Annotated in this window: 15 protein-coding genes and 1 tRNA gene; 9 read left to right on the top strand and 7 right to left on the bottom strand. The window is 70.5% G+C overall.

Annotation, left to right across the window (positions count from 1 at the left end):
• Window positions 1-36: 36 nt before the first annotated feature.
• Window positions 37-1278, top strand: a complete 1242-nt coding sequence (locus tag ACXDC7_RS02990) for an NADH:flavin oxidoreductase/NADH oxidase family protein (protein ID WP_459221127.1) — start codon at window positions 37-39, stop codon at window positions 1276-1278.
• A 24-nt stretch (window positions 1279-1302) separates the two neighbouring features.
• Here the strand turns inward: ACXDC7_RS02990 and ACXDC7_RS02985 are convergent, their stop codons facing one another.
• Window positions 1303-1917 (bottom strand): TetR/AcrR family transcriptional regulator, encoded by a 615-nt coding sequence (locus ACXDC7_RS02985; protein WP_459221126.1) that lies wholly within the window; start codon window positions 1915-1917, stop codon window positions 1303-1305.
• Between the two features lie 47 nt (window positions 1918-1964).
• Between ACXDC7_RS02985 and ACXDC7_RS02980 the strand changes: the two genes are divergently transcribed.
• Window positions 1965-3494, top strand: coding sequence for an MFS transporter (locus ACXDC7_RS02980; RefSeq protein WP_459221125.1), 1530 nt, complete (start codon window positions 1965-1967; stop codon window positions 3492-3494).
• Window positions 3495-3612: 118 nt separating this feature from the next.
• Here the strand turns inward: ACXDC7_RS02980 and ACXDC7_RS02975 are convergent, their stop codons facing one another.
• Entirely contained in the window at window positions 3613-4599 is a 987-nt protein-coding gene (locus tag ACXDC7_RS02975; protein ID WP_459221124.1) for a cupin domain-containing protein, read from the bottom strand.
• A gap of 60 nt (window positions 4600-4659) precedes the next feature.
• Between ACXDC7_RS02975 and ACXDC7_RS02970 the strand changes: the two genes are divergently transcribed.
• Window positions 4660-5496 carry an NAD(P)H-binding protein gene (locus ACXDC7_RS02970; protein WP_179444894.1) on the top strand — a complete coding sequence of 279 codons (837 nt, stop codon included), beginning with the start codon at window positions 4660-4662 and terminating at the stop codon, window positions 5494-5496.
• On the top strand, window positions 5493-7052 hold the full coding sequence (locus ACXDC7_RS02965) for an MFS transporter (RefSeq protein WP_459221123.1): 1560 nt from the start codon (window positions 5493-5495) through the stop codon (window positions 7050-7052). Before ACXDC7_RS02970 ends, ACXDC7_RS02965 begins: the two co-directional genes overlap by 4 nt.
• A 168-nt stretch (window positions 7053-7220) precedes the next feature.
• On the opposite strand, the gene ACXDC7_RS02960 is transcribed toward ACXDC7_RS02965, so the two are convergent.
• Together ACXDC7_RS02960 and ACXDC7_RS02955 are read right to left on the bottom strand one after the other, a co-directional pair.
• Window positions 7221-7293: transfer RNA gene (locus tag ACXDC7_RS02960), tRNA-Ala, on the bottom strand.
• 66 nt (window positions 7294-7359) lie between these two features.
• A complete protein-coding gene (locus ACXDC7_RS02955; RefSeq protein WP_459221122.1) occupies window positions 7360-8826 on the bottom strand; it encodes a CCA tRNA nucleotidyltransferase in 1467 nt (488 codons plus the stop codon).
• Between the two features lie 262 nt (window positions 8827-9088).
• Between ACXDC7_RS02955 and ACXDC7_RS02950 the strand changes: the two genes are divergently transcribed.
• The 5 genes from ACXDC7_RS02950 to ACXDC7_RS02930 all read left to right on the top strand — a co-directional run bounded on the left by ACXDC7_RS02950 (window position 9089) and on the right by ACXDC7_RS02930 (window position 16410).
• Window positions 9089-11203, top strand: a complete 2115-nt coding sequence (locus ACXDC7_RS02950; protein ID WP_459221121.1) for a DUF6049 family protein — start codon at window positions 9089-9091, stop codon at window positions 11201-11203.
• A complete protein-coding gene (gene murJ, locus ACXDC7_RS02945) occupies window positions 11200-14814 on the top strand; it encodes a murein biosynthesis integral membrane protein MurJ (protein WP_459221120.1) in 3615 nt (1204 codons plus the stop codon). The genes ACXDC7_RS02950 and murJ overlap by 4 nt, the downstream gene beginning before the upstream one ends.
• Window positions 14811-15422, top strand: coding sequence for an RNA polymerase sigma factor SigM (gene sigM, locus ACXDC7_RS02940; protein ID WP_459221119.1), 612 nt, complete (start codon window positions 14811-14813; stop codon window positions 15420-15422). Before murJ ends, sigM begins: the two co-directional genes overlap by 4 nt.
• On the top strand, window positions 15419-15916 hold the full coding sequence (locus tag ACXDC7_RS02935; RefSeq protein WP_459221118.1) for a hypothetical protein: 498 nt from the start codon (window positions 15419-15421) through the stop codon (window positions 15914-15916). The genes sigM and ACXDC7_RS02935 overlap by 4 nt, the downstream gene beginning before the upstream one ends.
• Window positions 15917-16104: 188 nt before the next feature.
• The gene (locus tag ACXDC7_RS02930; protein ID WP_179444899.1) at window positions 16105-16410 is read left to right on the top strand and encodes a hypothetical protein; all 306 of its coding nucleotides are present in this window, start codon (window positions 16105-16107) and stop codon (window positions 16408-16410) included.
• A gap of 182 nt (window positions 16411-16592) precedes the next feature.
• Here ACXDC7_RS02930 and ACXDC7_RS02925 read toward each other — a convergent pair whose 3' ends face one another.
• The 3 genes from ACXDC7_RS02925 to ACXDC7_RS02915 all read right to left on the bottom strand — a co-directional run bounded on the left by ACXDC7_RS02925 (window position 16593) and on the right by ACXDC7_RS02915 (window position 19939).
• Window positions 16593-17768 carry a hypothetical protein gene (locus tag ACXDC7_RS02925; protein ID WP_459221117.1) on the bottom strand — a complete coding sequence of 392 codons (1176 nt, stop codon included), beginning with the start codon at window positions 17766-17768 and terminating at the stop codon, window positions 16593-16595.
• Entirely contained in the window at window positions 17765-18376 is a 612-nt protein-coding gene (locus tag ACXDC7_RS02920; RefSeq protein WP_343045895.1) for an RNA polymerase sigma factor, read from the bottom strand. The genes ACXDC7_RS02925 and ACXDC7_RS02920 overlap by 4 nt, the downstream gene beginning before the upstream one ends.
• A gap of 120 nt (window positions 18377-18496) precedes the next feature.
• Window positions 18497-19939, bottom strand: a complete 1443-nt coding sequence (locus tag ACXDC7_RS02915) for a dihydrolipoyl dehydrogenase family protein (RefSeq protein ID WP_459221116.1) — start codon at window positions 19937-19939, stop codon at window positions 18497-18499.
• Window position 19940: the final 1 nt, after the last annotated feature.

Here is a 19940-nt window from a genome sequence, read left to right as displayed (position 1 = left end):
GCAACGTAAACATACCGCAGTTCACGGAGGTACGCCATGACATCCCCGCTGTTCTCGCCGCTCGATCTGGCCGGCGGCGCCACGCTGCCGAATCGCATCGCGAAGGCGGCGATGGAGGAGAACATGGCCGCGCCCGGGCAGCTCCCGGGGCGCGAGCTGGTCGAGCTCTATCGCCGGTGGAGCGCCGGCGGCGCCGGGCTGTTGATCACCGGGAACGTGATGGTGCACGACGCCGCGATGACCGGCCCGGCCGGTGTCGTGCTCGACGCGCGCTCGCCGCTGGAGCCCTTCGCGCAGTGGGCGCAGGCAGCGAAGAGCGGCGGCTCGCGCGTCTGGATGCAGCTCAACCATCCCGGGCGCCAGGTGCGCGCGAACCTGCCCGGCGTCGCCTGGGCGCCCTCGGCCGTGCGCGTCGACGTGGGGCGCAACAGCCGGCTGTTCGCCGAACCGGTCGCGATGACGGCGGCCCAGATCGCGGAGACCGTCGAGCGATTCGTGATCTCGGCGGTACGCGCGCAGGAGGCCGGCTTCGACGGCGTGGAGATCCATGCCGCGCATGGCTACCTGCTGTCGCAATTCCTGTCCCCGTTGACGAACCGGCGTACCGACGAGTGGGGCGGGACCTTGATCAACCGGGCCCGGCTGCTCACCGACATCGCGCGCAAGATCCGCGCCGCGGTACGCCCGGACTTCGCCGTCGCGGTCAAGCTCAACTCCGCCGACTTCCAGCGCGGTGGCTTCGATGCCGACGATGCCCGCGCCGTGATCGATCTGCTCGCGCCGTTGGGCGTGGACCTGGTCGAGCTTTCCGGCGGCAGTTACGAGAGCCCGGCGATGACGGGCAACTCCGCCGATCAGCGCACGACCGCGCGCGAGGCGTACTTCCTCGAACTCGCGGCCCGCCTCGCCGCGACCTCCCCGCTGCCGCTGATGCTGACCGGCGGGATCGTCCGGCTGCCGGTCGCCGAGCGGGTGCTTGCGGACGGGATCGCCGTCGTCGGGATCGGGTCCGCGCTCGCGGTGGACCCCGACCTGCCCCGCAGGTGGGCGCGCGCCGAGCGACAGGCCGCGGTGGAGCTGGCGCCAGTGAGGATCAAGGACAAGCCGCTCGCATCCGCGGCCGGGATGGCCCGGATCCGCTATCAGTTGCGCCGAGTCGGCGCCGGACGCGGCACCCGGCCGGGCGTCTGCCCCCGGCGCGCTCTCGGGATCGAGCTGGTCCGCCAAGCGCGGGCCGGCCGGCGGTACGCGAGGTGGCTGCGCGCGCGTACCGGGTGACTCCGCTCTCCAACACGTTCTCGACTACCACGCGAACCCGCCCGGAGCGCCGTCACGAATGAGTGGCAGGAGCGCCGTGTCGATGATGGATTCGATCTCGCTGAGGGTGCTCTTGTCGTGGCCGTTGATGCAGTGGTAGGTCAGCATGGCTGGGCCGACGGCGGCGAACGTCTCTGCGTCGAACTGGGGGCTCATGGTGCTGCCGGATGCCGCGAGGTGGCGGTGCAGGAGTTCGGTGATGCGCTCCTGACAGGGCAGCGTGACCCGGGAGCGGAAGACCTCGCGGAGGATCGCCACGTCCGTGCCACTCTCGGCCGCGACCGCCTGGAACGCCGTGCCTTTGGAGTCGAACAGCGTCGAGTTGAAATAGGACAGCAGCTCGATCAGGCCGGCACGGAGCCCGGTGCTCTCGGCGATCTGCGGGGGCTCCGGCAACAGTTCTTGCAGCGCGTCGCGTACCAGTTCATCCTTGCTGTCCCAGCGCCGATAGAGCGCCGCCTTGCCGGTCTCGGCGGCGGCAGCGACACCCTCCATGCTCAGCCGCGCGTACCCGACCTTGCCGAGCTGGTCGAAGACAGCCTCGAAGATCGCGCGACGTAGGTGCTCTCCGCGACGGCGGCTCTGAACCGGTGCGGACATCGTGGCTCCTCCGTCCTTCACACGCCTGCCGCCGGGCAGGTTCTTGGTTGCACACCGCTGGCCCGCTCATTATAGTGAACGGTATCGTTCCTTATCTGGGAACGATCGCATTTGACGGTAGCCCTGCAGGAGGAACCATGTCGAACACGCCAGCCCCCAGCGACACGGAGTCCGAGGCACACGGCACGCGACTGGGGTGGGCGGGGGCGGTGACCCTGGCGGTACTGGTCGGCTGCGAGCTGATGCTGATGCTCGACGGCACCGTGCTGAACATCGCCCTGCCCGCCATTCGGGAGGGCTTGGGCTTCTCTCCCGCGGGCCTGTCCTGGGTTCCCAACGCTTTCCTGCTCGCGTTCGGCGGGCTGCTCCTGCTCGGCGGGCGTGCCGGCGACATCCTCGGTCGACGCCGCGTGTTCGTGGTGGGAACGGTCGTGTTCACGGCCGCGTCCTTGTTGGGTGGCCTGGCGCAGAGCCAGGAATGGCTGATCATCGCGCGTGTTGCGCAGGGCTTGGGGGCCGCGCTCGCCGGCCCGAGCACGCTCGCCCTGATCATCACCAGGTTCCAGGGAGCCGCGCAGACCCGGGCATTGGCGATCTACTCCTCGGTGACCGCGGCGGCGATGACGCTCGGCCTGCTGCTCGGCGGGCTCATCACCACGACGCTGTCCTGGCGATGGACGCTCCTGATCAACGTGCCGATCGGCGTGCTCGTGGTCCTGCTCGCACCCCGACACGTCGTGGAATCGCCCCGCCACCCCGGCAAGTTCGACCTGATGGGCGCGCTCACGTCAGCCCTGGCTGCCACCGGCATCGTGTTCGGGCTCGCCCGCGCCGCCGAGCACGGTTGGACCGACCCGTTCACCCTCGTTTCGCTGGCCGCCGGCGTCGCGGCGGTGATCGCCTTCGTCCTGGTCGAACGCCACGCGGCCCACCCGATCATGCCGCTGACACTGTTCGCCGACCGCTCCCGAGCCGGAGGCTACCTCGGCATCCTGTTGGTGCCGATGGTGACGCTGAGCATGCAGTTCCTGGTCGTGCAGTTCCTCCAGGAGGTCATCGGATTCAACCCGCTGTTCGCCGGACTGGCGTTCCTGCCGATGGCTGCGGGCATGCTGATCACCGCGCAGAACGCGGCCAGGCCACTCCGGAGATTCGGGCCGCGAACCACCGCGGCGATCGGGATCGCCTTGCTCCTGGCCAGCACCTTGTGGCTGACCCAGCTTTCGGCGACGACCACCTTCTGGGCAGGAGTCTTCGGCCCGCTGCTGCTGGCCGGTGCCGGCCTCGGCCTGGTCGTCGTACCCTTCAACGTCACCATCATGTCCACCGTCGACCCGGACATCTCCGGAGCCGCCTCCGGCCTCCTGCAAGCCACCATGATGATCGGCGCCTCCCTCGGCGTCGCCATCCTGACCGCCGTCTACGCAGGCACCGTGGGAACCGGTGAACCGGCCAGCGCCGAACTGATCGCCTCGGGTATGAGCGCCGCATTCTGGACCAGCAGCGCGATCGCCGCACTTGCCCTCCTCGCCACGCTCACCTTGATCCCACCCCACCGTGAGAAGGCACCGGCCTGACGCGCGGCAACCAGCGCCTGTGCAACCAGGCCTTCTTCGGCAAGGTCGACATCGACGAAGACGACGAACTCCACGTCGAGAACAACCGGTCCTTCGATGCTGCGACCCCGGGCGCGCGTCAAGCCCCGTTGGCGAGGCGTCTGTGTTCAGTTGGCCGGTGACCGAACTGGCGTGCGAAAGCGGCGCTGAGAGCGAAGGCGCTGGCGTAGCCCACCTGGCGAGCGACACTCTCGACGGTGTCGTCGGTATCGCGGAGTAGATCGGCTGCGAGGCAGAGACGCCATCCGGTGAGGTACGCGATGGGCGCTTCATTGAGCAGGCCGGCGAATCGGCGCGCGTATGCCGCCCGAGAGACGTTGGCTTCTCGGGCGAGGGTTTCGACCGTCCACGGCGCGGACGGACGGTCGTGAATGGCGCGCAGAGTTGGGCCGACGACTGGATCGCTCATCGCTCGATACCAAGCGGGGGTGTCGGTTTCGGGGAGCGCGAACCAATCACGCAGGGTCGCGACGAGGAGCAGGTCAAGGAGGCGGTCGAGAACTGCTTGTTGTCCTGGCTGGTCTCGGGCGATCTCATCTTCGATCAGCCTCAGCGGCGTGGATCGGCCACTTTGCGGAACCAGGACAAGACGCGGCAACGCGGACAGAACCCGTTCGGCGGCTGCTCCGGTGGTGCGGTAGGTCGCGGCCAGCATCGCGTGTTCGCCATCCAGGCGTGCGCCGCAACTGCGTACGCCCAGCATGAGTTCACCAGGGTCGAGTACTCGGCCGGAGCCGTCAGTGCAGGTGGTGGGATCGTTCAGGACATAGAGCGGTTCGATCCCAGCCTCAGGATCGCTCGTGACGGTGAAGGGTGCGTGACCGCTGATCACGGCGAGGTCACCACGGAGCAAGCGCACAGGCGATCCGTCGTCTCCGGGGCCGACGGTGGCGGGGATGAGCCAGGATTCACCTCGAATCATCGAGATGATCGTGAGTGGTGCAGTGTCTTCGAACCGGATCGCCCACGGTGGTGTGAGGATGTTCGTTCCGACCAGCGCGCCGGAAGAACGCAGGTGATCGAGCATCGAGGTTAACGCGTCCACCCTCACATCGTAGACGATCACGCATCGAAGAGAGTGCTAGAGATATTCATCGTCTCGTCGATTCGCTCTGTAATGGGAGGTATGAACGCAGAATCGATCACCGTACTCGGGGGCACTGGTAAGACCGGGCGCCGCCTCGCCCATCAGCTTGAGGCTAGTGATTACCGGGTGAAGGCAGCCTCGCGGCGTGGGCCTACGCGGTTCGACTGGGCCGACGAGGCGTCTTGGGGTGAAGCATTGTCCGACGCCTCTGCGGTCTATATCGTCCCTGACGAGTCGCCCGGCGGCACTGATCGGCTCGCGTCATTTGCGCTACGTGCTGTCGGGTCGGGGGTGCGGCGACTCGTGTTGCTGTCGGCACGCGAGTGGGCGGACACCGGTTATGCCGAAGGGCTCGCACGCGAGGAGGTCGTGCGCGGCTCAGGGGCCGAATGGACGATCCTGCGCCCGGTCTGGTTCGCGCAGAACTTCAGTGAGGAACCGTTTCTGGCCGATGGCGTCAAGGAGGGGGAACTCGTGTTCGGCACCGGTGACGGCGCGCATCCCTTCATCGACGCGGAAGACATCGCCGCTGTCGCCGCCGCAGCGTTGACGCAGGACCATCATCACGGCAAGGAGTATGAGCTGACCGGGCCCCGAGCGATCACAATCGCCGAAGCTGTCGAGATCATCGCGATCGAGTTGGGGCGTCCGATCCGTGCGTATGCCGCGACAGCCGAGGAGTACCGGGCTTTCCTCACCGAACGGTACTACTCACCGGAAGGCGCCGAGGGCAGTGTCGCGATGAGCGACTTCATCCGTAGCGGCAACGATGCACGAGTCTCCGACGGAGTGCAACGCGCCCTCGGACGGGAGCCCCGCGACTTCACCGAGTACGTCCGCGCCGCGGCCGCATCCGGAGCGTGGGCGGCCCAGTGACCACGCAAACCACCCCACCGGGAGCCGGAATCCGCCAGTGGATGGGGCTGACCGTCCTCGCACTACCGACTCTGGTTCTCGCGCTCGACATGAGCGTGCTCTACCTGGCCGCACCCGCGATGACGGTCGATCTCAGGGCGAGTAGCACCGAGCAACTCTGGATCATCGATATCTACGGCTTCATGATCGCCGGATTCCTCATCACCATGGGAACGCTCGGCGACCGTATCGGCCGCCGCAAACTCCTCATGATCGGCGGGATCGTCTTCGCCCTCGCCTCTCTTGCGGCCGCCTTCGCACCCAGCGCACCCATCCTCATTGCCGCACGCGCCCTGCTGGGGGTCGCCGGGGCGACCCTGATGCCCTCCACGTTGGCGCTGATCACCAACATGTTCACCGTCCCACGCCAACGAACCGCAGCAATATCCATCTGGATCTCCTGCTTCATGTCTGGAATGGCGCTCGGCCCGGTCATCGGCGGGCTACTCCTGGAATCCTTCTGGTGGGGCTCAGTGTTTCTCCTCGCCGTTCCGGTGATGACTCTCATGCTCGCTGCCGCCCCGTTCGTACTCCCCGAGTACCGCGATGAGCGAGCCGGGCGCCTGGATCTGCTTAGCGTCGGACTCTGCCTGGCCACGATCCTTCCCCTCGTTTACGGGTTCAAGCAGGTAGCCAGTCACGGATACGCTCCCGAATCCATCATCGCTTTGGCTGCCGGAGCCGCGGTCGGAGTCGTTTTCGTGCGACGGCAGCTCACGGTCGATGAGCCTCTGATCAACATCAGGCTCTTCCAGAACCGGGCATTCACCACCACGCTGCTCGCGATACTGATCAGCACCGCCGCGGGCGGCGGCCTGTATCTCCTCGCCAGCCAGTACCTCCAACTCGTCCAGGGGCTCTCCCCGCTGCACGCCGGTCTCTGGCTTATCCCGACCGGTATCGCCAGCATCATCGGAGCCCTCGCCGCACCCCGCCTGGCAACCCGGTTTGGTGCCGGCACTGTTGTTGCAGGTGGACTCCTCGTCGCCGTCGCTGGCTACATTCTCCTTGCCCTCGCACGGGCAGATACCGGCATCGCGCTCGTCGCTACCGGCATCGCACTGGTCTTCTTCGGAAGTGGACCCATATCCGCACTCGGCGCAGACATCGTGGTCAACACGGTTCCACCAGAGAAGGCCGGATCAGCAGCATCTATGTCCGAAACCAGCACCGAACTCGGAATCTCCTTTGGCGTCGCGATCCTCGGAAGTCTGAGCAGCATCATCTACCGCCGCCAGATCGTCCTACCAGAACACCTTTCCACTCCAGCACAGCAAACCAGCCGAGAAAGCCTCTCCGGCGCTACCGATACAGCGCAACAGGTTTCAGAAACAACCGCGACAGCACTCATCGAATCAGCCCACAACGCATTCACGGCCGGACTCAACACGACTGCAATCATCGCCGCGATCACGATCGCACTACTGACCGTGGCGATGCCGATCCTGACTCGACAGCGGAAATATCCGCCCAAATTCACTCGATCCAACCCAAGGCACCCGACCCGCAGTGACTAACCCCGGCATTCGCGAAGGTCAGGTCGTCATGCCCGTGGCGCAGATGCACAACCTTCCAACAGAAGGCACCAACACCATGAATGACAAAGTTCCCGAGAAGACCTCGTACAGGCCAGGGCACCACAGCAGCAGCGTGCAACTACCGGAGTTCCACTACGTCTGAAATTGTGGAGCCAAGGGGACTCGAACCCCTAACCCCCTGCTTGCAAAGCAGGTGCGCTACCAATTGCGCCATGGCCCCGGGCGGCCGATCAGGCCGACGGCACAGTCTATGCGAGCACGCGAACCGGCGGCAAAGCCGCGAGCGTCACGCCCCGGCCCGGCCGGCCCACCAGCGCAGCAGCTCCTCACGGGCGGCGTCCTCGCCGATGGGACCGCCCTCGATCCGCAGCTCCAGCAGATACCGGTACGCCTCACCGACCTCGCGCCCCGGCGACAGACCAAGGATCTCCATGATCTGATCACCGTTCAGCTCGGGCCGAAGCGCGTCGAGCTCCTCCTCCTCGGCCAGCCGGTCGATCCGATCCTCAAGATCATCGTAGGAGCGGCGCAGCCGCTCGGCCTTGCGCCGGTTCCGCGTGGTCGAGTCGGCCCGGGTGAGGATGTGCAGCCGTTCGAGTTGATCACCGGCGTCGCGGACATAGCGGCGTACCGCCGAGTCCGTCCACTGTCCGTCACCATAACCATGGAAGCGCAGATGAAGCTCCACCAACGTGCTCACGGCGTCGATCACGTCGCCGGGAAATCGCAACGCCTTCAGCCGCTTGCGTACCAGCTTCGCCCCGACCACGTCGTGATGATGGAAGGTGACCTTGTTCTCGCCGACGAACCGCCGGGTCGCCGGCTTGCCGATGTCGTGCAGCAGCGCGGCGAGCCGGTTCACCAGCTCGGGCTCGTGACCGCGCCTACGTTCAAGATCAATCGCCTGCTCCAGCACCACCAGCGAGTGCTCGAAGACATCCTTGTGCCGATGGTGCTCGTCCAGCTCGAGCCGCATCGCCGGCAGCTCCGGCAACACGTGATCAGCGAGCCCGCTCGCCACCAGCATCGCCAGGCCCGCGCGCGGGGCATCGGTCAGCAACAGCTTGGACAGCTCATCGCGTACCCGCTCTGCCGAAATGATCTCGATCCGGTCGGCCATCGCCGCCATCGCCGCGAGCACCTCCGGTGCCGGCCGCATCCGAAGCTGCGAGGCAAACCGCGCCGCCCGCATCATCCGCAGCGGATCGTCGGAGAAGGACTGCTCGGGCGTACCGGGCGTGCGCAATACCCCCTGGGCAAGATCACCGAGACCGCCGTAGGGGTCCACGAAGCTGTCCTCGCCGATCTTGATCGCCATCGCATTGACCGTGAAGTCGCGCCGGACAAGGTCGCCGTCGAGGGTGTCGCCGAAGGCCACCTCGGGCTTGCGCGACTCGGGCCGATAGACGTCGGAGCGGAACGTGGTGATCTCGATCACCCAGTCCGGCTGGTTCTTGCCGGCGGGTACGCGGGCGCCGATCGTGCCGAACTCCTTGCCGATCGCCCAGACCGCCGCCCCGCGTACCCCGGCGGTGAAGTCGGAGAGGAGGGCCTCGATGTCGTCCGGCCGGGCGTCGGTGGTGAAATCCAGGTCGTTGCCGAGCCGGCCCAGCAGCGCGTCGCGGACGCTGCCGCCGACCAGATAGAGCTCGTGCCCCGCCGCCGCGAACGCTTCGCCCAGCCGGCCCACCACGGGCGCGATCCGGAGCAGCTCGGCCACGGCATTCGCCTGGGCCTCGGACAGGTCTGGCACGACGGGCCACTCTAGCCGCTCATGCCTGCCCCCGCGCTGGGCCGAATCCCGCACCCCAAGCCAATACGCGAACCCAATCGGCAGCCGCGGACGTTACAACACTCGCGCCTGCCGGTTCGGCCACCGCCTGCCGGTTCGGCTCGCGGATCGGGTACGCCCTCGGGAGCCGGTTCGGCCACCGGCTGCCGGTTCGGCTCGCGGATCGGGGGTACGCCCGGCTCGGCTGGCCGGCGGACGGCGTACCGGCTCCTAGGATGGCGGGGTGATCGGACCGACGTCGCCAGCGGCCTGCCCGCCCGCACGCGGTCGAACGACCCCCGCCCCCCGAGCCACCACCGCGCTTCTCGCCGCCCTCGTCCTCGGGATCCTCGCCACACTCGCCGGCCCCCCTCCCCCGGCCGGGGCCCAGGAGCCGCCCCGCCCGATCCGGGTCGACCTCACCTCCTTCGAGCCGGCGGTGCCGAGCCGGGACGGGGAGCTGACGATCAAGGGCACGCTGACCAATACCTCCGACGACCCGATCGCCAACGTCCGGGCCTACCTGTGGCGCAACCAGGCGCCGCTGACCAACCGCACATCGCTCGACGAGGTGCTCGCCGGCGAGGCGACCCCGACCGGCGATCGCGTACCCATCGACGGCGCCTTCCAGAACGTGACCCTCGACCGCGGACCGATGCAGCCCGGCGAGAAGCTCGCCTTCACGGTCACCGCCAAGATCGCCGATCTCGACTTCCCGCGCCGGGGCGGCGTCTATCTCACCGGCGTCGACGTGCTCGGCCAGGTGGACAACGGCCCCACCTCGGTGCCCGGCCGGACCCGCCTGTTCCTCCCGCTGCCGGCCGCCTCCGACGCACCACCGACCCGGACCAAGATCACCTCCATCGTCGCGCTGACCAGCCAGCCGTCGATGCTCACCCCCGGTGTCTTCGCCGACGACCATCTCGCCACCGAACTGGCCCGGGGCGGCCGGCTCACCGCCCTGCTCGCCGCCGCCGGACGCCCCGGGATGAGCTGGGCGATCGACCCGTCGCTGCACGAGGAGCTGTCGGCGATGGCGGCCGGCTACCGGGTACGCGAGGCCGACGGCACGCTGACCGACGGCGGCGGCGCCGAGCTCGCCCGCCGCTGGCTGACCCAGTTCGAACGGCTCGACCGCTCCGCCGGATTCCGGCTGCCCTATGCGACCCTCGACCTGCGGGCCGCCACGCGTACCGACGATCCCTGGCTGATCGACCAGTCCGCGCGCCTCGGCGAGGCCTCCGAGCTCGGCGACCTGCCGCTGCTCGCCTGGGGCGGCGACGGCGAGCTCGACCAGCGCACGCTGGAGGCGGTACGCCCGTTCGGGCCGACGGCCGTTCTCACCTCGAATGCCGACAGCGCCCACCGGCTGCTCGCCGCCCAGCCGGCCTCGCCGGCGCCGCTGGTGCGCTACGACCCGCTCGCCTACACCGGCGGACCGCTGCCGGCCGACGGCGTCCGGCCGCTGCACCAGCGCCAGCGCCTGCTCGGCGAATCGCTGGTCGATGCGATCTCCCAGGTCGGCGGCGGCGGCACGGTCCGCCTGATCACCCAGCCCGACGAGGCCGCCGCCGACGCGGCATCCGACGCGCCGTGGGTCGAGCGGCTCACCCTGACCGGCCTGCTCGACTCCGATCCCCAGGAGTGGAACGGAACCTTCCGCGAGCCCGACGCCCCGACCCTGTCCGACGAGCAGCTCGGCGCCCTGGCCGAACTGCGCGGCGACGTCGGCTCCTATCTCGGGGCCTGGCTCGACCCCGACCGCGCCCGCCCGCAGTTCGACGCCGTCCTGGTCCGCGGCGCGAGCGCGACCTGGCGCGGCGCCGCCGAGGCCCGCGACGGCTATCTCGACCCGATTCGCCGCGAACTGGCCGACTTCTTCGCCGGCCGCTCGCTCAGCCTGCGCGCCCAGTCCCGGGTGACGATGAGCAACCAGCAGGGCCAGTTCCCGGTCACGATCGCCAACGCGCTGCCCGAGTCGCTGCGGGTCTCGGTGGTCTTCGACTCCGAGAACGCCGCCCGCCTCAAGGTGCCGCCGGTCCGCGATGTCGTGGTCGGCGGCGGGGAGTCGACCACCGTCACCCTCTCGCCCGAGGCGGCCGGCAACGGCACCGTCGGCGTCACCGGCCACCTGGTCACCCCCGACGGCCGGCGGATCGGCAACGGCGTCAAGATCGATGTCGAGGCCACCCAGCTCGGCGCGGTCGGCTGGGTCATCGTGGCGATCTCGGGGGTGGTGCTCGCCGTCTCGACGCTGCTCCGCATCCGACAGGTACGCCGGGAGGGCCGCGGCAGCAGGCGCGGCGACCCGGCCACCGGCACCGGCCGCCACCCGGCCGATGCGAGGGTCGGCCCGTGAGTCCGGACACCGCGCGCAATCGGTCGCTCGTCTCCGCCACGGCGGTGATGGCGGCCGGCACCCTGATCTCCCGGATCCTCGGCTTCATCCGGGTGGCGCTGCTGGCGTTCATCTTCGGCAACGGCACCCGGCAGGCGGAGATCTACAACCTCGGCTTCTCGGTCTCCAATGCGATCTACTTCCTGATCGCCGGCGGCGTGCTGAACACCGTGCTGGTGCCGCAGATCGTGCGAGCGATCAAGAACGATGCCGACGGCGGCTCGGGCTTCGTCAGCCGGATGATCACCGCGATCCTGACCGTGCTGGGCGGGGCGACGCTGATCATCACCCTGGCCACCCCGCTGGTGATGATCCCCTACACGGCGCCGGAGTGGCGTACCCCAGAACTCGCCGCAGACTGGCGTTCGATGCTGATCATCGCCTACCTGATCATGCCGCAGATCTTCTTCTACGGGATCTATGTGGTGCTCGGCCAGGTGTTGAACGCGCGGGGCAAGTTCGGCCCGATGATGTGGGCGCCGATCGTCAACAACGTCGTCTCGATCGGCGTGCTGGCGGTCTATCTCGTTGTCTGGGGGCACCCGGCGTCGCCGACCGAGACGTTCAGCACCGCGCAGGCGATCACGCTGGGGCTCGGCGGCCTGGCCGGGGTGGTGCTGCAGGCCGCCGCGATGATCCCCTACGTGCGCGGCACCGGGCTGCGGCTGCGGCCGCGCTTTGACTGGCGCGGCGCGGGCCTCGGCCACGTGTTCCGACTCGCGGTGTGGACGCTGCTCTACATGACCGTCAGCCAGATCGGGCTGATGGTCTCGACCAACATCACCTCGGGCGCGACGACCCTCGGCGGCGAGGGCGCCGGAAACACGGTGTTCCAGAACGCCCGGTTGATCTGGCAGGTGCCGCACTCGATGATCACGGTGTCGCTGGCGACGGCGATGCTGCCGATGGTCTCCCGGCTGGCCGCCGAACACGACCTGGCCGGCGTCGCCGCGGAGGGCATGCGGACCCAGAAGCTGGCCACCACCGTGCTGCTGCCGGCGACGATCGCCTTCGCCGCCCTGGCCTTCCCGATCGCCCGGGTGCTGTTCGGCAACGGCGCCGGCATCCGCGACTTCCAGTTCACCGCCTGGACGCTGCTCGCCGCCTGCGTCGGGATCATTCCGTTCACCATCCAGTACCTCTGCCTGCGCCTGTACTACGCGCTGGAGGACACCCGCACCCCCGCCCTGCAGCAGATCGCGATCATCGCCGTCAACGTGGTCCTCGCGGTCGGCTTCACCTTCACCCCGTGGGCGGGACCGGCCTGGCTGGCGCCCGGGGTGACCCTGGCGTACTCCCTGTCCTACGTCTTCGGTGTGATCATCTCCTGGCACAACCTGCACAAGCGGCTGCCCGGCTTGTCGGCGACCGACCTGATCCGCCACCTGGTCCGGGTCACCGTGTGCGCGCTGCCCGCGGGCGCGGTCGCGTTCGGGATCAGTTGGCTGGCGCGTGATCACTACGACTCGTTCCTCATCGTCGCCGCGACCGTCGTCGGCGGCGGGCTGGCCGGCCTGGCGGTCTTCGTCGGGCTGGCCCGCCTGCTGCACGTGCGCGAGGTGACCGACATCATCGCGACGGTACGCCGCCGCGGCCGCCCGACCCCGGCCACCGCGACCGCGGAGAAGGCGGAGGCCACCGGGGCGGCCGAGCTCGACGCCCAGGACGAGGCGATCACCGAGATCTTCGCGCCGGAGCCGGTGATGGACGACCCGAAGACGGTGCTGATGCCGCGGATCACCGCCGACGTGCCGCCGGTCGACCAGCGCGCCGGCACGGTGCTGCGTCCGGAGCGGCCCCTGCAGCCGGGCAGCTTCGGCGTACCCGATGCCCCGCAGTACGCCGCCGGCCCGCTGGACGACACCGCCGAGGACGAGCATCCGATCACCGCCCATGCGGGCGACGAGCTGGGCGGACGCTACCGGCTGGAGCGCCCGGTGGTACGCCGGGAGCGCTCGCAGACCTGGGAGGCCTGGGACGCCATCCTCGGCCGCCGGGTCGTGGTGCATCTGCTGCCGGCCGGCGAGACGGCGACCGCGCAGGCGCTGCACGCGGCCCGGAGCGGCGCGATCGCGACCGACTCCCGGTTCCTGCGGGTCCTGGACATCGTCGAGTCGGCCCCGCTCGGTGACGCCGCGATCGCCTATGTGGTCACCGAGCATGTCGACGGCACGACGCTGCAGGAACTGCTCGTCGACGGGCCGCTGACCGCCGTCGAGGCGGCCTGGTTGTTGCGGGAGTTGGCCGATGCGCTGGCCGGCGTGCACGCGCACGGCATCGGCCACGAGCGGATCAACCCCGACACCGTGATCATCACCCCGACCGGCAACATCAAGATCGCCGGGCTGTTGCTGGAGGCGGGGCTGCAGCCAGAGGATCCGCACACCGAGCCCGACACCGCCGATCTGGATCCGCAGCGGCGCGACGTGCACGATCTGGGCCGGATGCTCTATGCGATGTTGCTGTGCCGCTGGCCGGGCGGGCCGGCCTACGGCCTCGGCCAGGCGCCGTCGGCCGGCGGGCACTGGTTGACCCCGCGCCAGGTCCGCGCCGGCGTCTCCCCCGTGCTGGACCAGCTCACCGACCGGATGCTGAACCCAACGCCGCGCCAGCGGATGATGCCGATCGGCGATGCCGCCACCGTCGCCGCCGAGCTGACCAAGGTGCTCGCCGGCGCCGACGGCGCGCCGGACCTGGAACGGCGGGTACGCCGCGGCGCCTGGCAGCCCGGTCTCGCGCCGGAGGCCGACGAGGGTTACGGACCCCTCGCACCTCCCGGCCCGGAGTTCGGGCCGGCGCCGGCAACCAGCCCGGCTCACCCGAACCCAGCCCACCCGAACCCGGGCCACCGGACCAGCCTGGCCGAGGACGACACCCCGACGATCACCCAGCCGGCCGTCCCCGCCGACCGCGCGCGGTCCAGCGTCGACGCGCCCGCGACACCGGCCGGGACGGGTCGCGGCCGGTGGGCCCGGATCGTGGTCCCGGCGCTGCTCGCGCTGCTCTTCGTGCTGATCATCGCGCTGGCCCGGATTTTCGGCGGCGGCACCGCGCCCCAGTCGGCCGACGGCGGCCCCTCGGCAACCCCCAGCGCCGCCCCGAGCACCCCGCAGGCCGTCGAGATCGTCGCCGTCCGCGACTTCGATCCCCAGGGCGATGACGGCACCGAGAATCCCGATCAGGTGCCCAATGCCATCGACGGCGACCCGGAGACGGCCTGGCGGACGCTGAACTACTACAACAACCCCCGCCTCGGCGGCGCCAAGCGCGGCGTGGGCCTGGTGCTCGATCTGGGCGAACCGCGCACCGTCGCGGAGGTGGCGCTGCGGCTCTCCGACGGCGGCACCGATGTCGAGCTGCGGGTGCCCAAGGCCGAGAACCCCGAAGAACCACCGATGCGCAGCGACGGCGACTGGCGTACCGTGGCCTCCCAGGACGACGCGCCGGCCGCGGCAACGCTGCGCGTCGAACCCGCCGTGACGAGCCGGTACCTGCTCGTCTATCTGACGAAGTTGCCACCCGACGGCGAGAACTTCCGCGGGAGCATCTACGAGGTGGAGGTCACTGGGTGAGCGGTACGCCGAGCGCGAGGCTGCGCCCGGCCGCGCCCCCGGCCGCCACCGACCCGCGCTCCGATGCCGAGCTGCTGGCCGCCCATGTGGCCGGCGAGCACGCCGCGTTCGGGGTGCTCTTCGCCCGCCACCGCGACCGGCTGTGGGCGATCGCGCTGCGGACCATGCGCGACCCGGATGAGGCCGCCGACGCGCTGCAGGAGGCACTGATCTCGGCATTCCGCCGCGCGGACGGCTACCGCGGCGAGGCGCGCGTCACCACCTGGCTGCACCGGATCGTGGTGAACGCCTGCCTGGACCGGATCCGCCGCAACAAGGTACGCCGCGCCGACCCGCTGCCCGACGATCTCGACAAGAATGTCCGGCTCGCCGGCCCGGAGTCCGACGACCCGGCCGGGGGTACCGAACTGCGTACCGTCGTCGTGGACGCCCTGAGCCGGTTGAATCCGGACCAGCGGGCCGCGCTGATCCTGGTCGACATGGAGGGCTACACCGTGGGCGAGGCCGCGACCATCCTGGGCTGCGCCCCGGGCACGGTGAAGAGCCGGTGCGCCCGCGGCCGGGCGCGGCTCGTGCCGCTGCTGGCCCACCTGCGGGCCGAGCCGTGAAGCAGGTGTTGGAGGCCCGCAAGGACCATCGCCCGCCGATCGCGGGGATCGTCATCCTGGCGGCCGTGACGATCGGCGTACTGGCCTACGGTCGGCTGCCCGGTTGGTGGCAGGCGGCGATCGTGGTGGTCGTGCTGGCCGCGCTCTATGCGGCCTTCAAGTGGGTCCAGGCCCGGACGACGGTGACCCTTGACGGTGCGACGATCCGCGTACATTCCCCCGTCGGCGGCAAGGAGGTCGCAGGTGCCGAGATCGTCGCGGTCCGCGAGCTGCCGAACGGACGCAGCCCGAATCATCTGCTGCGGACCGCCGACGGGCGCCGGCTGCTGGTGCCGTCGTCGGAGGTACGCCGGGGGCACTCCGCGCTGTTTCGCTGGCTCGACGAGTACGCCCCGGCCGCCGAGCTCGACAAGCGCTCGACGCGGACCCGTCGGCTGCTCGCCGACCGCGGCCAGCTCGACCCGGCCGGTCCGGGCGGCCCCGAGGACGGGTGAGGGCCGGCTTGGGTCGCGTGTCAGGATGGGAGTTCGGGGAAGCATGGAGGATCGGGGGGAACCGTTGGACCGTCGCCGTGCGTCGCAGGGCCGGTGGCCGGGGTCTGCCCGGTCCGGTGTTTCCCACCCGCCCACCAGTCGGTCGCCAGCAGTCAGCCGTTGGTCAGCCCGTTTTGTGAGGAGCAGTCGTGCCTGAGCCCCGCCCGCAGCCGTCCTCGGACGAGCTCGACGCGGTCGCCGAGCTGCTCGCGGCCGAGGCGGAGCTGCCGATGCCGCGGGAGGTGGCGGACCGGCTGGAGGCGGTCCTGGCCGCCGAGGCGGCAGCCGCGGAGGCCGGCGAGAGCGCCGCGGCCCGGGCGGCGGCGCTGCGGGCGGCGGCGAAGCGTACCGACCTCGGGACCTTCGGCCAGAATCCCGCGAGCGAGCGCAAGGACTTCTCCGCGGAGGCGCGACACCGCGTCGCCGCGCAGAACCGCGCCCGCCACAGCGACTGACTCACGCGGCCGGCGGCGCCGGTGGGGGTACGCCGGCGCGCAGGATGCGGGCCAGCATGGCGACGGGATCCGGCAGGTCCCGGGCGGGTGGCAGTTGTGGCCGCGCCATCTGCATCACCTCCCCGGGGCCGGTTCCTTGCTGAGAGATTCCAGCAGGGCCCGGCGGGTTCCCCGGGGGTCGCTCAGCCCTCGATCGGGAACCGGATCGAACCGCCGTTGCGCGAGCGGTAGACCAGCTCGGTGACCTCGTCGCGGCTCTTCACGAAGACCCAGCCCAGGTAGCAGTCGCCCGGGCCGAGCTCCATCGAGTCCGGCATCAGCGGGATGTCGTTGCCCGGCTGATTCGCGATCGACGCGCCCCGGTCGGGCAGGCCGCTGCCTGCGGGCAGGCGCTCGCCGGAGGCGGTGCCGAAGGAGAAGTCGGAGTAGCCATAGCTCAGCGATCGCTCGTCGGTCGCGCAGACAGTCACGACCGCGTCGGCCACGTCGGACTCGCCGGCGGTCTCGCGCTGGCCGTTGACGAACGCGATCCGGGCCGCGCCGTCGACCGTCGAGAAGTCGAGGTCGTCGAGATCGGTCAGGGCCTGGGGGCCGTAGGCCCAGGAGAACTTGTTGCCGCGGGAGTCGTCGAAGTGCACCGCATGCACCTGGTCGACCTGGGCGTCGAAGGACACCGAACCGGTGGTCACCTCGCCGGGTCGCAGGGTGCGTTCCACGATGCCGAATCCGGACACGGTCCCGACCCCGAGACGATCGGTGGTGTTGACGCTCCAGGAGTCGGCGCTGAGCGTGACGTCCTGGTCGCCGATCGCCTCGATCCGGACGATGATCGTGAACGAGGTCTCGCCGGCCTGCTCGTCCTGGCCCATCTGTTCCATGGTGACCGCGACCTGATCGCCGCGTACCGGCTGCCCGAACGGCGCGTTGTAGCGGGTCACCCCGGCATTGGCGGGCGGGGGCGGCGGCGTTTCGGTGGACCCGGCGTCGTCGGTGGCGCCCGGCGACGGTGCCGGGACCCTGCTCGGGCTGGCGGTCGGCGCGGGCTCGACCGGGGAGGGCGAGGCGCTCGGGGTGGGCGTACCGGAGGGAAGCTGGCCCTCGGTCGGCGCGGGCAACTGGGCCGTCGTGGGCGCCGGCAGCGGGTCGGCGACCGGTGGCTGCCGGGGAAAGGCGAGCACGCCGACGGCCACGCCGATCAGCGCCAGGCAGGCGGCGATCGCCGCCGCGACGGTGATCCGTCGGCGCCTGCGGCGCGCCAGCTCGTCGGCCGCCTCGGCCTCGGCATCGCCGGCGAGGATCGCCGTCAGCATCCGGTCGGCGCCGGGCAGGTCGCGCTCGGGGGGCAACTGCGGCCTCATCCGACACCTCCCAGGAGCTGTGCGATCTCGGTGGTCGCGAGCTTGCTGCGCGCCCTGTTCAGGCGCGATTTGACCGTGCCGACCGGTACGCCGAGCACCTGCGCCACCTCGCTCATCTCCAGCCCGGCCCAGGCGACCAGCTCGATCACGGCGCGCTGGTTGTCGGGGATGCGGCCCAGCACGTCGTTGATGTGGCCCATCTCCTTCTCCTCGGCCAGCCAGCGCTCGGTGTTGTCGGTGCCCTTCGGCGTGACGGACTCGACCCTGTCGACCAGCCGCAGATGGCGTTTGGCCGAACGGAGCGCGTTGCTCGCCTCGTTGCGGGCCATCGACAACAACACCGGCCGCGCCGACTCCAGGTGCAGGTCGTCGACCGTGCCCTCGCACGCGCGCCGCCACAAGGTGGTGAACGTCGCCTGGGTCACGTCCTCGGCCATCGACCAGGACGCCGAGTGCCGGAACGCGAAGTTGTAGACGGCCTTGTTGTGCCGGCCGAACAGCGTCCGGAAGGCGTACTCGTCACCCGCGCGCAGGCGTACCCACAGGTCGGCGTCGGTCGGTTCGGCGCCGGCCGGCGCGTTGGACCCGGCGGTCTCCTCACCCCTCACCGATCAACCCCTCCTGCCCGCGGCGGCGGGCTCTGTCGGTGAGGAGTCCGGGCACGGGCCAGGAGTTCCGCCGGGGCGCCCCGTCCTCAACCACGTTCGGCCCTCAACCACGATCGGCCCTCAACCACGATCGACGCGGGCCCGCTCCAGCAGCCGCAGCCAGATCTCGCTCACGGTCGGGTACGCCGGGACCGCGTGCCACAGGGTCTCCAGCGGCACCTTGCCGACGACGGCGACGGTGGCCGCGTGTAGCAGCTCGGCGATGTCCGGCCCGACGAAGGTGGCGCCGAGGATCGTGTCGGTCGCCCGGTCGATGACCAGCTTCGCGCGGCCGGCGTAGTCGTCGCGGGCCAGCGAGGAACCGGCGACCGCGATGTCGAGCTCGATCTCGGCGATGTCGTGACCGGCCTCGCGGGCGGCCGCCGCGGTCGGCCCGACGCTCGCCACCTCGGGCTCGGTGAAGACGACCTGCGGGATCTGGCCGTGGTCGGCGCTCGCGGCGTACCGGCTGCCCTCGAGCGGGCGGCCCTCGGCGCGGGCGGCGATCACGTCGCCGGCGACCCGGGCCTGGTACTTGCCCATATGCGTGAGCGCGGCGCGACCGTTGACGTCGCCGCAGGCATACAGCCAGTCCTCCGCGCCGCGCACCCGGAGCTGGTCGTCGACCTCGATCCCCGTGCCGGGCGGGAGGCCGGCGGCGTCGAGGCCGAGGTCATCGGTACGCGGCCGCCGGCCGGCGGCGACGACGATCTCGTCGACGATCAGCTCGGTGCCGTCGCTGAGGGTGCAGGTGGCGGGCGCCTCGCGCGGTGCTCCGGGGGCGGGGTCGGCGCCGGCCGGCAGGTCGCGGGTGACCTCGGTCAGTTCGGTGCCGAACCGGATCTGTACGCCGCGGCGGCGCAGCGCCTCGGCGACCCGCTCGCCGGCGAACGGCTCGGCCGCGGGCAGCAGCGAGCGGCCACGGACGACCATGATCACGCCGGCGCCGAGGGTGGCGAGCCAGGTCGCGGCCTCGCAGGCGACGACGCCGCCGCCGAGGACGAGCACGGTCCCGGGGACGGCGCGCAGCGCGGTGGCGTCGCGGTTGGTCCAGGGCCTGGCCGCCCGCAGTCCCGGGATGTCGGGGATGACGGCCTCGGACCCGGTGGCCAGGACGACCGCGTGCCGGGCCCGCAGCGTGCGCTCGCCCACGGTGACCTCGCGCTCGCCGGTGAGCCGGCCGGCGCCGCGGATCACCTCGATGCCCGCATCGGTCGCCCAGGCGACCTGGGAGGCATCGTCCCAGTGCCGGGTGAAGGCATCGCGGCGCTCCAGCACGCCGGCCGGGTCGAGCTCGGTGCCGTCCAGCCCGCCCATCGCGCCGGCACGGTCGGCCAGCGCCCCCGGCAGCAGCAGGGCCTTGCTCGGCATGCACGCCCAGTAGGAGCACTCTCCCCCGACCAATTCCGACTCGATCAGCGCGGCGGTGCGGTCGGAGCCCGCGATGGCGTACTGCGCCGCATTCTCACCGGTCGGTCCGGCGCCGATCACGATCACGTCGAACTCGTCGGTGGCGTCCGACATG

The organism is Naumannella huperziae, from assembly GCF_054073625.1.
This window is presented reverse-complemented; position numbering and strand designations above follow the sequence as displayed.

What these genes read in the sequence shown, in the direction of transcription:
- ACXDC7_RS02990 (WP_459221127.1), top strand. Translation starts at nt 37, where the DNA reads ATGACATCCCCGCTGTTCTCGCCGCTCGATCTGGCCGGCGGCGCCACG.
- ACXDC7_RS02985 (WP_459221126.1), bottom strand. Translation starts at nt 1,917, where the DNA reads ATGTCCGCACCGGTTCAGAGCCGCCGTCGCGGAGAGCACCTACGTCGC.
- ACXDC7_RS02970 (WP_179444894.1), top strand. Translation starts at nt 4,660, where the DNA reads ATGAACGCAGAATCGATCACCGTACTCGGGGGCACTGGTAAGACCGGG.
- ACXDC7_RS02925 (WP_459221117.1), bottom strand. Translation starts at nt 17,768, where the DNA reads ATGAGGCCGCAGTTGCCCCCCGAGCGCGACCTGCCCGGCGCCGACCGG.
- ACXDC7_RS02915 (WP_459221116.1), bottom strand. Translation starts at nt 19,939, where the DNA reads ATGTCGGACGCCACCGACGAGTTCGACGTGATCGTGATCGGCGCCGGA.